At 37.8% G+C, this 13813-nt stretch carries 15 protein-coding genes and 1 other annotated feature; of the genes, 4 read left to right on the forward strand and 11 right to left on the reverse strand.

All coding sequences use genetic code 11. The features are described 5' to 3' along the window. The 7 genes from pepT to QZ413_RS03670 all read right to left on the reverse strand — a co-directional run. The coding region (gene pepT / locus QZ413_RS03640) for a peptidase T (protein ID WP_297076501.1) at window positions 1-830 on the reverse strand (830 nt) is incomplete at its 3' end. Between the two features lies 1 nt (window position 831). Beyond that, window positions 832-2472 (reverse strand): peptide ABC transporter substrate-binding protein, encoded by a 1641-nt coding sequence (locus QZ413_RS03645; RefSeq protein WP_297076504.1) that lies wholly within the window; start codon window positions 2470-2472, stop codon window positions 832-834. Between the two features lie 56 nt (window positions 2473-2528). Further along, window positions 2529-2754 (reverse strand) — a binding site (T-box leader). A 60-nt stretch (window positions 2755-2814) separates the two neighbouring features. Then, window positions 2815-3564, reverse strand: coding sequence for a glycerophosphodiester phosphodiesterase (locus QZ413_RS03650; RefSeq protein WP_297076506.1), 750 nt, complete (start codon window positions 3562-3564; stop codon window positions 2815-2817). Between the two features lie 207 nt (window positions 3565-3771). After that, window positions 3772-4119, reverse strand: a complete 348-nt coding sequence (locus QZ413_RS03655; RefSeq protein WP_016186111.1) for a P-II family nitrogen regulator — start codon at window positions 4117-4119, stop codon at window positions 3772-3774. A 17-nt stretch (window positions 4120-4136) separates the two neighbouring features. Continuing rightward, a complete protein-coding gene (locus tag QZ413_RS03660) occupies window positions 4137-5354 on the reverse strand; it encodes an ammonium transporter (RefSeq protein WP_297076516.1) in 1218 nt (405 codons plus the stop codon). Window positions 5355-5706: 352 nt separating this feature from the next. Next, the gene (locus QZ413_RS03665; RefSeq protein WP_297076518.1) at window positions 5707-6384 is read right to left on the reverse strand and encodes a DUF4956 domain-containing protein; all 678 of its coding nucleotides are present in this window, start codon (window positions 6382-6384) and stop codon (window positions 5707-5709) included. Next, window positions 6374-7096, reverse strand: a complete 723-nt coding sequence (locus QZ413_RS03670; protein ID WP_297076521.1) for a polyphosphate polymerase domain-containing protein — start codon at window positions 7094-7096, stop codon at window positions 6374-6376. Before QZ413_RS03670 ends, QZ413_RS03665 begins: the two co-directional genes overlap by 11 nt. Window positions 7097-7251: 155 nt before the next feature. Here QZ413_RS03670 and QZ413_RS03675 point away from each other — a divergent pair, with 155 nt between their 5' ends. Genes QZ413_RS03675 through QZ413_RS03685 form a run of 3 tightly spaced genes read left to right on the forward strand, consistent with a single transcriptional unit; the run spans window position 7252 to window position 9593 of the window. After that, window positions 7252-8295, forward strand: coding sequence for a GtrA family protein (locus QZ413_RS03675; protein WP_297076523.1), 1044 nt, complete (start codon window positions 7252-7254; stop codon window positions 8293-8295). Window positions 8296-8310: 15 nt separating this feature from the next. Then, the gene (locus tag QZ413_RS03680; RefSeq protein WP_297076524.1) at window positions 8311-9219 is read left to right on the forward strand and encodes a phosphodiester glycosidase family protein; all 909 of its coding nucleotides are present in this window, start codon (window positions 8311-8313) and stop codon (window positions 9217-9219) included. 14 nt (window positions 9220-9233) lie between these two features. Further along, window positions 9234-9593 carry a hypothetical protein gene (locus tag QZ413_RS03685; RefSeq protein WP_297076526.1) on the forward strand — a complete coding sequence of 120 codons (360 nt, stop codon included), beginning with the start codon at window positions 9234-9236 and terminating at the stop codon, window positions 9591-9593. A 170-nt stretch (window positions 9594-9763) separates the two neighbouring features. Here QZ413_RS03685 and QZ413_RS03690 read toward each other — a convergent pair whose 3' ends face one another. Then, window positions 9764-10939, reverse strand: a complete 1176-nt coding sequence (locus tag QZ413_RS03690; protein ID WP_297076529.1) for an MFS transporter — start codon at window positions 10937-10939, stop codon at window positions 9764-9766. A gap of 329 nt (window positions 10940-11268) precedes the next feature. On the opposite strand from QZ413_RS03690, the gene QZ413_RS03695 reads away from it, so the two are divergent. Beyond that, window positions 11269-11673: a hypothetical protein gene (locus QZ413_RS03695; protein ID WP_297076532.1), complete on the forward strand. Its 405-nt coding sequence runs from the start codon at window positions 11269-11271 to the stop codon at window positions 11671-11673. 36 nt (window positions 11674-11709) lie between these two features. Here QZ413_RS03695 and QZ413_RS03700 read toward each other — a convergent pair whose 3' ends face one another. The 3 genes from QZ413_RS03700 to QZ413_RS03710 form a co-directional block, all read right to left on the reverse strand. Further along, complete coding sequence (locus tag QZ413_RS03700; protein WP_297076534.1) at window positions 11710-12186, reverse strand: S-ribosylhomocysteine lyase; 477 nt, start codon at window positions 12184-12186, stop codon at window positions 11710-11712. 71 nt (window positions 12187-12257) lie between these two features. Then, window positions 12258-12569, reverse strand: a complete 312-nt coding sequence (locus tag QZ413_RS03705; protein WP_297076537.1) for a hypothetical protein — start codon at window positions 12567-12569, stop codon at window positions 12258-12260. A gap of 27 nt (window positions 12570-12596) precedes the next feature. Then, on the reverse strand, window positions 12597-13813 hold a 1217-nt coding region (locus QZ413_RS03710), incomplete at its 5' end, for an ABC-F family ATP-binding cassette domain-containing protein (protein ID WP_297076539.1).

Below are 13813 nucleotides of genomic sequence, written 5' to 3' on the forward strand. Positions count from 1 at the left end.
GTCATCTCAGCTTTTGCAATCGTTCCAGAAATATCATGCAATAAATAAAACCCTTCACGGTCGCGTGTTTCTTCGGGGACTTCATCTTGAGGAAGTGCTTGGTCGATCTTTTGAGCAATCTTTAAAGCATTAACCAAGCGTTTGTAAGCAGTTCCTGGATGGACACTAGTTCCTTCGATTTGAATCTTTGCTTGTGCTGCATTGAATGTTTCGTATTCAAAATGACCTAAGCGACCACTGTCGATCGTATACGCAAATGCAACTGGAAAACGTGTAACATCAAATAAATCTGCTCCCCGACCGATTTCTTCATCTGGACCAAATGCAACATAAACATCTCCACGAGTCTTTTTATCCCAATCTTTGATTTGATCTAATAAACTAAAAATCTCAACGATCCCGGCTTTGTCATCTGCACCCAGTAAGGTCGTCCCATCTGTTGTAATCAACGTCTGCCCTTGATAGTCTTTCAAATTTGGAAACTCAGCTGTCCGTAATACGATTCCTTTTTCTTGATTTAACAGTACATCTTGTCCGTTATACTCAACATGAACTTGTGGATCGATATTTTCAGCTGGAAAATCTGCTGTGTCTAAATGTGCGATAAACCCAATCGCTGTCTTTGTCGGATCACCTTTTAGTACAGCTGTTAAAAATCCATTGCGCTCTTCATAATGAATCTCATCCAATCCCAATTCATGCAACTGTTTTTCAAGAATCTTTGCAAATTCAACTTGTCCAATCGTTGTTGGTACAGTAGTCGACGTGGCATCTGATCGTGTATTCAATCGAACATAGTCTAAAAAATTCGTTAATATATCATAAGTCATCTTATTTTTCACCTTCTGTAATTTTCGCTGTTTTTAAGTCAAAATAAGTACCATATAAAGGATACTGGATTCCTTTGATCGTATCTCGGATCAAATAATTTGAAGCACTTTGGTAAAGTGGCACTTGCGCAGCATCTTTTTCTAATAATTGTGTTTCAGCCTGTTTGTAATCTGAAAATTGCTTATCTGGATCATTAGCATCTGTCGTTTTTGCGGCTTCGACCAATGTACGATAGGTGTCATTTTCATATCCACCATAGTTATACGCTGAATCCGTTTGATATAAGTTAAAATACGAATCTAAATCACTACTTCCCGCGATCCATCCCGATAACGACAGCTCGTAATTTTTGTCGCGACGTGCTTGATTAACATTATTTTTTGGCTGTGGTGTAATCACGATTTTCACACCGGGTAAAGTGTCTTGGATTTGAGCTTGGATATATTCTGAAATCTTCTTACCATTATCATCATCTGATACTAACAAATCAACTGTTACATTGGATCCCAATTCTTGTTGTGCTAACGTCCACTCTTTTTGTGCTTGTGTTTGATCGTAGACCAAATAGTCACCACTATACTCGCGAAAATCTTGTTTGGTCTCTGGATTTTGATAGAGATCTTCTGGGATCAATCCATTTAGCGGCTTAGAGCCATCGTTAAGTACTTGTTCTGCTAGATCTTCTTTATTAATTGAATGTGCGATCGCTTGTCGTAAATGAACATTAGCTAGCGCAGTTCCCTCTTTTTTATTAAAGTCTAGGAAGTAGTTGGCGATATCATTATGTGAAATAAAGCCTGGATCTTGATTGTACTGTTGAACGTTTTGACCACTGATTCTCACTAAATCGAGTTGATTGTCTTGATATAAGTTGATTCCTGTTGTTTCTTCTTTGATCGTACTGCCGTCGACTTCTTCTAATTCAACTTTATCATGATCATAGTATTCCTTGTTTGGTACTAATGTCCACGTATCACTTGTTTGTGACCAATTTTTGACGATAAATGGACCTGAGTATAGTAATTTTTCGCTCGTTTGGGCGTAATTTTCTCCTTGTTCTTCAATGTAACTTTGTTTTTGTGGCGCTAACCAAGCAATCGATACCACAGATAAAAACGATGGTTGCGCTTGGGCTAATTGGACGATAAACGTTTGGTCATCAGGTGCCGATAATCCGATCGTCGAGATATCTTTTTTGTCTGTACGAATATCATAACTATTCACTACACTATCAAGCAAATAAGCATTCGGTCCTTGAGTTTTTGGATCGACTAGACGTGTCCAAGCATATAGAAAATCAGCAGCAGTCAGTTTAGTTCCATCGCTCCATTTAAGATCATCTCTCAATGTAAACGTATACGTTTTTCCATCCTCAGAAATCGTAACATCTTTTGCTAATCCTGGTTTTGGTGTTGCGCTTTCGTCTAAACGATACAATCCTTCAAAAATATTTTGCGCGATCGTAAATGTATTTTTATCCGTCATTTGTGTCGTGTCTAACGTAGATAACGGTGCTGGTAAACTGATTGCAATTTTTTGTGCTGTTTCTTCTTTTGCGGTTTCTTGTGCCTTTGCTCCGTAACATCCACTTAAAACTAACCCGATTCCTACTATAATTGCGCTGTTTACCCATTTTTTCACGCCTGTTCCCCCTTTTTTTCATTTAAGCTTAATAAAAAAAGAGACTCCATCCTTATAATAAGGACGAAGTCTCTACTCCGCGGTACCACCTTTATTGTCTTAACGACAGCTCTTTTGCACGATCATGCATCAGCGCGATAACGGGCGCATACGTTTTTTTCTACTTATCGAAAAAACAACTCCGAGACCATTTTCCCAATCGCTACGCTACTTTGTTCCACCATTTCCAAAGCTCTCTATGATCCGTAACTTGATTCGTACTTTTCTCTTCAACGTTTTTATTTGCTTTAAATGTTAAAAGTATTAAAACATAAAGAGAAATAAATGTCAAACTCGCCATAATTATTGAGTCACCAGTCGCGATTGTTGATAACGTTCTTTTATTGCTAATGCTTTTTCTGGATAATCGGTGTGAAAAGCTTCAAACTGCTTCTCAAAACACATCCACATTTCAGATTCTTGATTGACCGTCCAAGGTCGGATCAATTTCGTAAACTCAAACAACTCTTCTTGTGCTTTGATTACCCATTCAAAATTGGGATGGATACTGTCAATCGCTTGGAAATAACTTGCAAAATCGACGGTACTCGCAGTGCCCTCCATAATCCAAGCTTTGTTTGTCGTCTTATCTAATTCATAAAGTCGTTCTAAAGTTAGTAAATTGAAACTCGAGTACATCGGTATAAAGGTCTTTTTTTGTTGTAACAGCTCAACAAGTCGTTCTTCGATCAATGGATAATGAATCTGATCTGTTTTGACTTCGATATTTACTATTCCAGTAAATCCCAAACGATTGCAAAGTGTAATAACTTCTTGTAGTGTCGGAATTCTTTGAACATCATCATAGATTGAAAACCAACTACTAGCATCCAACTGCTTCAATTCAGCCAAAGTGTACTCATAGATAAAGCCTGTCCCATTTGTTGTACGTTCTAATCTTTCATCATGGATGACGACTAGCTGTTGATCTTTAGTTAAGTGAACATCTAATTCGATACCATCGACACCTAGTTCAACACTATGTTGGAATGCAGCTAAAGTATTTTCCGGATGCGTTCCTTTACTACCACGATGAGCAAAAATCTTTGTCATGATCCCTAACCTCCTAAATCGTTTGGTAATTTTAGGGTAGCATGCCAATATTAATTCTCGATGAAGATTACGTAAAAAAACGAATAATTGATACTCTAGAAGTAACTTCGTCAAAAATAAGCCAAACCATTCCGATAATAGGATTACCTATTTCGATAATGATTCGGCTTATTTTTTAGAGCTGTCTAATTTTATTAAAGCTTCGTTTTAAATCGCAGCTGCTCCGCGTTCCCCTGTACGAATACGGATTGCTTCTTCTACTGGATAAATAAAGATTTTCCCATCACCGACTGCACCTGTCTGACAGATGTCTACAATCAATTGACAAATCGGATCGACTTGTTGATCTTCTACTAAAAAACTGATCATCACTTTGGAAACAAAAGCTGGGATCACTGCTTGTCCACGAACGTAGTCCTTCATCCCTTTTTGATGGCCAAAACCTAACACTTGGCTGACTGTCATTCCTGTCGGCTGCTCTTCAAATTTTTGTTGGATCGCTTCCTTTATGTCTTCTAATTTTTCTTGACGGATAATCGCTTCAATCTTTTTCATTGATCCTAGGCTCCTTTTTAAGAATCTAACCCAACAAATGTTGGATAGGCATTTTCTGAGTGTTCACTATGATCCAAACCTAATGCTTCATTTTTAGCAGATACACGAATCGGCATAATTGCTTTGACGATGTAAATGATGACCAAACTTGCAACACCAGCAAATACAATCGTAATCACTGTCGCTTCGATTTGTGCCCAGAAAAGATCGAAACCACCGTATAATAATCCAGCACTCCCGTTTACTGCTGGATCAGCAAAAATTCCCGTAACGATCGATCCAAAAATTCCACCCATACCGTGACAGCCAAAAGCATCTAATGAATCGTCGAAACCAAATTTTTGTTTGATGATCGAAATACTGTAATAACAAAATGGACTAACTAATGCACCGATGACGATCGATGCCCAAATAGAAACAAATCCTGCTCCAGGTGTAATCGCAACTAATCCCACAACTGCTCCCGTACATGCTCCAACAACTGTTGGTTTACCTGTAGACATCCGCTCTACCAACATCCAAGATAACATTCCCGCACTCGCTGCAGTATTCGTTGTCAAGAATGCTTGGATCGCTAGACCATCAGCAGCTAAAGCTGAGCCTGCATTAAATCCAAACCAGCCAAACCATAATAATCCCATACCCAATACCACAAATGGAATATTGTGTGGACGATATTCTGCTTGTTTAAATTCACGACGTTGTCCTAACACGATACATAAAATCAAACCAGAAATCCCTGAACTGATATGGACTACTGTTCCTCCAGCAAAATCAATGGCACCTAAACTTGCGATCAAGCCACCGCCCCAAACCATGTGAGCCATCGGTGCATATACGATGACTAACCAAAAAGCTAAAAATAATAAAATAGCAGGAAATCGCATTCTTCCAACAACTGATCCCGTTAAGATCGCTGCTGTAATTAAAGAAAACATCATTTGAAATAAAGCGAACAATCCTTCAGGAATTCCATCGCCTTTTGTCATCGAAACGCCTTGGAAGAAAATATGATTCAAGTTCCCAACAAATGAACCATCTCCACTAAACGACAAACTATAGCCTACTGCGATCCAGATAATTGACGCTAATCCCATCGTGCCGATCGACATCATCATTGTATTCAAAATATTTTTGCGACGTTCCAATCCTCCGTAAAAAAAGGCTAATGCGGGTGTCATTAAAAACACCATTGCGGTACAAATCATGATAAATGCAATATTTCCTGCTTCCATATTTCATTCCCCTCTCTAACTTTTCTCTTTCATGTAAGATATCCTAACATTAAAAATGAGGAAAAACTAGCTATTTTTTCATAATTCGAGTTAAATTGGAGCGCTTCCATTGAAATTCAGATGAAAATAAGCTTTTTTATAATTGAAACAATAGATTATTAGTTAAAACTAAATATCGATGTTACTTTTTTTAACAAACAAACTAAAAAAATATGTGACAAAAGTTTGCCACATCCTAAAAAGATGAATCACTGGTATTTCAGAAGTAGTTTCTTTGAGCTACCCACTTCTGTCACATATGCGACTTGTGACTACGAATGATCGTAGCCTCCTGTTACAAGTCAACATCTGATTATAATTCGTCTTTGTTACTTGTCACTTTTCCTAGTACTACCGGTAAATTGCCATTACGGATCCGGACTTCATCGATTAACGCTTTTTCGCTTTCTTCTTCTTTTAACAATACGACGTAACGTAATTCATATAAACTTCCCATCGTTGTCGTACGCACTGATTGTAGTCGATTTTGATAAGCATACTTTTGAAACAGATCATCAAATAATCCTGGATAATCTAGATCCTCTGGAATCGTAACTTTTAATTCGCGTTCCGCCACGATTGGTTTAGAACCAAAATTAGTCGTATAAAGTAGTACTAAAAAGGCAGCAACAATGATCGAAAATACAATACTATAGACGGCATAGCCCATTCCTGTAGCCAATCCGATTCCCATCGACCAAAATACACTAGCGATTTCTCGTGAACCACCGGCAACTGAACGAAAACGAATCAAACTAAAAGCTCCTAGGATTGCGACTCCTGTTCCGAGATTTCCGTTCACCAATAAGATAACCGATTGTACTAAAACAGGTAAAACTGCTAATGTGATCACGAAGTTTTTCGTATACACATTGCGCACCATATGGACGCGTGCGACTAGCATCCCTAATCCTAATGAAATCACTAAACAAATAAAAATTCCTGAAATTGAAACAGCGGGTTGTGTGTCTGTTAAGAGACTAGATAACATGTGCTGTATCCTCCTTTATAAATAAATGACGTTGATAGGTTTGAGCATATTTTGAAAAGCTGCTCTTACGAACACCATGACGATTGAGTAACTCGACGAACCACAATGGATATGCCCCCATTGCTTTGACTTCCATCAAGACACCCATCTCTGGCGCGACTAATTGTTCATTTTTTGGTTCATGCAAACACATCTCTTGCGCAGAAAACCGAATATTTTGATCAAACGTCACACGAAACTGATCGTCTTCTTCATAAAACATCGAATAGCGATCATATGCAATACATACTCTTGGTACCAGATCATTATGTTTTTTAAATAACCATTGGATCTCTAACCCAATTTGAGATTGTAAGATCGATTCTGGCAATTCGTTCGTTTCTTGCCAATTCAAAAATTCAGTATACGTCATGGGTAATCTTCTTTTATAGACGATTCCCTTCACTTTCTTTTTAATCTCTAAAAAGACTAACCCGTCTTCTTTTGCGATTCCATAACTACGAACTCGAAATTTTTCTTTATATTCTGGTTTTTGGATAGAGTGACGAATGAATTCATCTTGTGTTGTATCAAAATAAAGTGACTGAATCGTATGCAAGCCATATTGGTCGACTTTCATATACTGTTGGAGGTCTTCAAAAAAAGCAGCGAATTGTTCATTCGTTAAAATATATTTAGTTTCTTTACGTTCAAAGACTTTTTTAATCCCCATCTTTGTTTCATCCTTTCTGTTTTGTCGTTGGCTCTATCTTAAAAAAACAAACTTAAATCAAACTTAAGTTAGAGATTTTTTTCTATTGACTCGTTAAGCTTTTTTTAAGTCACATATTTTATCATAGTGCCAACAACTACATTGAGGTGAACGAAATGAAACCAATTTTATTGATTCCAATCTATGAACCATCTGAAAAAACAGTAACGTTTATGAATCAATTAGCACAAATGATTACCACACCGATCGTAATCGTTGATGACGGCAGCGGCTCAGACTATCAACCTTATTTCGATCGGTTTATCCAATACGATCATGTCAGTTTTCTAAGCTATCCAATCAATCAAGGAAAAGGATTCGCATTACGTTATGGAATTCGGTATATTGAAAAGCATTTTCCTGATGCTCCTGGCTTTGTCACAGCGGATAGTGACGGCCAACATACGATTGCAGATATCACGACAGCCTTACAAAAAGCTCGCTTTATTGAGGACGACGAAGTGATTTTAGGTGTTCGCTCCTTTACAAAAGAAAAAACACCTAAAAAAAGCTACTATGGAAATCGTCTGACCAGTCAACTGTTTCGTTTAGCGACTAAATTAAAATTAGAAGACACGCAGACGGGATTAAGAATTTTTGCCTTTTCACAAATTCCGACACTAGTTGCGATCAAAGGCAATCGTTTTGAATATGAAATGAACGTCTTACTCGCTTTACAAGATCAAGAGTGGCAATTAGAAACATTTCCAATCGAAACGATCTATGAAGATAATAATGAACAAACACATTTTCGACCGATCAAAGATTCGATTTTGGTGTATTTTCCATTCTTACGCTTTTTACTTTCTTCATTGACTTCTTCATTTGTCGATATTGGATTTTTTATGTTACTTTCCTTAGTTTTAGGTAAAGCTGGCGAAATGATTTTTCTAGCCACACTCGTTGCTCGCATTACAGCAGGTATGTGCAATTATTACTTGAATAAACATTTTGTCTTTTCCGATGACGCTCCGATCAAAAAATCAAGCTGGAAATATATTGTACTTTTTATTGCTCAATTAGTGATCAGCGGTGTTAGCGTTTCTGCTTTGTCTACAATTTTTTCTTCACTATTGATCATCAAATTAGTCGTTGATCTAAGTTTATTTTTCTTTAGTTTCCAGATTCAAAAATACTTTATCTTCAATCATCATTCTTAGAAAGGAAAAATAATTATGAAAAAATTTTTCAAACGTCCCTTTCGTTGGGCCATTGTTTACAGTATTTTTTTACTCGCAAGCACTAGTTTTATTTTATTAAAAGCATTTGTTTTACCGGATCGTCAAATCGTTGCTACGACGACCCAAACGACTCAAACAACTACTACAACTACGGACACATCGACTACAGAAAGTGAAGAAGTCGTCCAAACAGATACCAGTTATAGCGGAAATGGCTTGACCATTTCACTTACAGAACAACGAATAGATGACACGACTGTTTATTTGGTCGATGTACAAACAGATGATCCTAGTCATTTACTGACTGCTCTAGCCGATAATAGTTATGGGCGAAATATCAAAGAAACCACTTCGACGATTGCTAAAGCCAATGATGCTGTCTTAGCAATCAATGGTGATTTTTATGGATTTAGAAGTACAGGATTCGTCGTAAGAAATGGTACGCTTTATCGTGATAGTGCAAATGGAGATACTGATGCCTTAGTCATCGATAAAAACGGTGATTTTTCAATCGTCAATGAAGCCACTACAGATGCAAATACTCTCGATGCACAACAAGTTCTTTCTTTTGGTCCAGCCTTAGTCGAAAGCGGATCAATCGTAGTCGATGAAAATAGCGAAGTAGGCCAATCAGCTGCAAGTAATCCTCGAACAGCCATCGGACAAATTGGTACGAATCACTATTTGATCGTCGTTTCTGAAGGTCGCACGGACGATAGTCAAGGGTTATCGTTGTATCAACTAGCACAAGTCATGCAAGATAACGGTGTCCAAACCGGCTATAACCTAGACGGTGGCGGTTCCACTACACTTTACTTTAATGGTAAAGTCGTTAACCAAACAGTTGGTGGTAGCGGACAAAGTTCTGAACGCGCAGTAAGCGATATTGTTTATTTCAAATAACTAGGAGGTCTTTTATGTCACAACATCGAGCAACACCTTATTTTGGCATTGCCGCTTTATTGTATTTGTTCCAATTACTTTATAATTATTTTGGTCATGGCGTGACTTCGGTCTTTTTATCTTACGCTTGGGTGATCGCATTTGCCAGCGGGCTATTGCTACTAGTTTTCAACAAACTAACACCAAGAGCCGTGACAAGATTTGGCTTTATCAGTTTTAATACAGGTATTGCGGCACTGATTTTTTGGTCAATCTTAACCGGCATCTTATCAATTGCCGGTAGCGACTCTCCTTATCTTGTCGTCTATCTGTATATCGCATTGATCAGTTTTATCAGTAGTGGTTTTAATTTCTTAAAACATCTGCATATCTAAAAAAGGGAGGATGACAAATTCCTGTCATCCTCCCTAAAAACTAAATAAACGGCGTTCCAAAAGTAACTCCTTTCGAAATAAGCCGAATCATTCCGATACTCGCTTCACCGATTTTGGTAATGATTCGGCTTATTTTTTGGAGCTGCCCACTTTTGTCACAGCATCTTTTTTTATTCTATAATGATACTTGATTTACGACTTAAGCTTAAAGAAACAACACCCGTAACTAACAAAATGATTCCTGCCACGAAATATGGCGAGAATGGATTGATATCAAACAACATACCTGCTAAGACCGGTCCTAAGATATTTCCAACACTTGTAAATGTAGAATTCAATCCATTGATCACTCCTTGACGGCTGCCAGCGTGATGTGATAGATAAGTAGTCACTGCTGGGCGGAATAGATCAAACGATAAAAAGACAATAAATGTAGACAACACAACTAGCCAACGTTGACTCGTCATGGCGATCACTAACACAAAGATACCACTAGTAAAAAAGGTCAATTGCATCAAGCGAATCTCCCCCATCAATTGTACGATGCGATGGAAGAAGAAAATTTGAATGACTAATGCCAGACTTCCGCTGATCATGATCATCAATGAGATTTCAGTAGTTGTAAAGGCGAAATTTTGTGTCGCCATAATACTATACATCGATTCAAACGCTTGCAAGCCAAACGATGAAATCAGAATTACCACAAAAAAGGCACGGAACAAAGGATGTAAAAGGACTTCCAAAAAGACATCCATTCCCGGTTTGTGCTCTCTTGTCGCTTTTTCTTCCGCAACGACACTTGGCGTATCTTTTAAAAACAACAATGAACAAAAGAAGCCTAGTAATGCCATCAAAGCAGCTGCAAAAAATGGAACACGCGTCCCAAAAACAGCTAATAACCCACCGATACCAGGCCCAATAATAAAGCCTCCACTAATCGCAGCAGAAACGTAGCCCATTGCTTTTGGTCGCTCTTCTAATGTGGTCAAATCTGCTACAAATGCCGTCACAGAAGGCATGATACAAGCAGCTGATGCACCACCGATCACACGTGATAGATAAAACCATTCTACTGATTGTGCCCAACCAAAGATCAGCTCAGAAAGTGAAAAGAGCAACATCCCAAGCACGATCATTTTTTTTCGACCAAAGACGTCAGATAAATGTCCTGCAATTGGTGAGATGATCAATTGAGCAAATGCAAAGATCGCGACCATCATTCCCATCGTGGTTCCTGAAAAGTTCATTTCATTTTTTAATAACGGTAAAACTGGAATGACTAACCCAACACCCAAAAAGACTAAGAACAAATTGACATACGCAACGATCAACATTCGATTCTTCATTACAAACCTCCTAATGCCACAAAAAAAAGCACCCACTTGATGCGGGTTCTTTCAATATTTCCGTTTTTTAGGCGCTTACACCTAATTTTATTTCATTATACGATGAAAATTTAGAAAACACACGTAGCATTTTTTAAAATTCATTATTTCTTAGCAATTACTTAGATTCTCTTATCGATCTCGTTTTTTCATAATACTGAAGAAAGTCCTAAGAATAACTCATAATATATTTCAATTAGACTACAGTTATCGATCAGAACTTGTGGAAAAAGAAACAAATATGCTAGAATGATTGAGTCATTGACTAAATCATTGAAGGAGCGATCATTTTGACTCGATTTCGACAAATTGCATTAAGTGTTGTTGCGCTCTTCGTAGTCTATGCTTTAGGCACTCAACCTGTAGCAGCAGATACGATCGGATTTCAACTATTAGAAGTAGGCACTATTTTAGATATTGGACGAGATATTTTATCAACAGTTACGATTAATTATAATTTGATTTATGGTGTTGGCGCAGTATTAAACGGCGTTTTATTTTTACTGATTGCACTTATTTTACCAAGAAATGTTATCACTCAACCTGAAGTACAAACTGATCCGTTGAGTGCTTTACCAAAAAAACGCAATAAAAAGAAAGCTTCGACTTTCCCTTGGAAAAAATGTGTTACATTAGTTGGCTTAGTGTTATTAGTCATTGGGATTTCATTGATTTCCTTAGCAGCTTTAGCATAAAAAAAAACGGATGAGAACGTATTCTCATCCGTTTTTTTATTTTACAATACGACGCTCGAAAGCATCTTCACTGATACCTTCATCGATCACTAATTTGGCATATTCTTTGGCTCCAAATAATGAATGATCGCGATAATTTCCGCAACTTTCAATCGAAACACCTTGAACATCTTCCCAAACTGTTTCGTTGGCGATAATCGTCAATACTTCCGTTAATGCTTTAGCCACTTCTGCTGGACTATGTACGCCCCAAGTGATCAAGTGGAAACCAGTACGGCAGCCAAATGGAGAAATATCGATAATCCCATCTAAGCGATCACGCATCAAATCAGCTAATAAATGCTCCAATGTGTGGATTGCGCCCGTTGGCATTTCTTTTTCATTTGGTTGTAAGAAACGTAAATCATAGTTTGCGATCACATCACCTTTAGGCCCGTTTTCTTCTGCAATCAAACGAACATACGGTGCTTTTACCTTTGTGTGATCTAATGTAAAACTTTCAACTTCTGCCATGTATTTTCCTCCTTTAGTTACCTTGGATTACAGTGTCAGTGTAGTAGACCTTTTTTTATTTGTCAAATACCTTATTTATCTTGATCAAAATCATACGAAAAACCATCGAAAGTTTCTCCATCGTAGTATTTCATCAAATCAGAAACGGAAAGAAGTGCTGAAGTCATCTCTTCTTCTTGTTCTTCTTTTTGGGCTTCATGCTGTGTTTCTACATAAATTTGATATTTTTCCATTAGGCGACGATACATCACTTGTTTCGAGTTTCCTTCACCAGCTAAAAAAGGCAGTTCGCGTAGATAAGCACGATATAGCGGAACCTCTCCTTCAAACTCGATCGGCAACTCAACTACTGATAACTGTAACTCTTCAAAACGTTCAATCATGATTACTTACTCACTCACTTCTTTTTACTATCCTGCAATATCCACAATGCGGTCAACGAAATCTTCATAAAATTCTTGTTCATGGGATACGACAATCACCGTTCCCGGATAGTTACGTAGACTATCTCGCAAACTTTCTTTTGTTTCTTGGTCAATATGGTTAGTTGGTTCGTCTAAAATCAAGAAGTTTCCTGGAGTCATCGTCATTTGTGCCAATTTGACTTTAGTCTGTTCTCCACCACTTAACTGATTCAACGGTTCTTGCGCAAGTTGACTCACAAGTCCTGCTTGGGATAGGTGGCGACGGATCTCTTTGACTGTCGCTTTTTCAAACATACGACCTAAATATTGGATCGGCGTTTCTAAAGGCGCTTCCCAAACAAGATCTTGTGAAAAATAGTTGACTTTAGTATTAGCCGGAAATTGAAAATCTCCACCTAAAGCCTCTAATTGTCCAATCAATGTTTTTAACAAAGTCGATTTCCCGATTCCATTAAAACCTCTGATCGCAATCAATTCACCATAGCGAATCGTTAATTGGATTGGATCAAGTAGCGGACGTTCATAACCAATAACTAATTGATCAGTCGTCAAGGCTAACGTACTGACAATAGGCTGATATGGAAACTGGAAGTTAGGTTTTGGCGCATCAGAAGGCGGTGTTAATCGTTCCACTTTCGCTAATTGCTTCTCACGACTTTTCGCCATCGTTGAACGCGATCCAGCTTTATACTTACGAATATACGCTTCTGTCTTTTCGATTTGTTTCTTTTGTGATTCATATTGTCGCAAATAAGATTCACGATTGGCTTCTTTTTGTTTTAAGGCTTTGGTTAAATTTCCAGTATACTTCGTCAACTGACCAAATTCGATATCGGCAATATGAGTCGTGATCTCATCTAAAAAGGTCCGATCATGTGAGATGACTAAAAACGTACCATCAAAGTTTTGTAAAAAGTTTTTCAACCACTCTACATGTGTATCGTCTAAATGGTTGGTCGGTTCATCCAATACTAACATATCTGGTTTTTCTAGTAGTAGTTTAGCTAAGATTACTTTCGAACGTTGACCTCCACTTAGATCTTTTAAGACAGAATCTAGTCCTAAAACTTGTAAACCTAGACCACTTGCCATCTCTTGGATCAACGTATCCATTTGGTAAAAATCACCTTGGTCAAGCTGCGTTTGCAATTTTCCAGCACGCTCTAGTAATTTATCGTCCATCGTTTCAGCATATTCAGTAT

It is taken from the genome of uncultured Enterococcus sp. (genome assembly GCF_913775425.1).
Lineage (GTDB): Bacteria > Bacillota > Bacilli > Lactobacillales > Enterococcaceae > Enterococcus_G.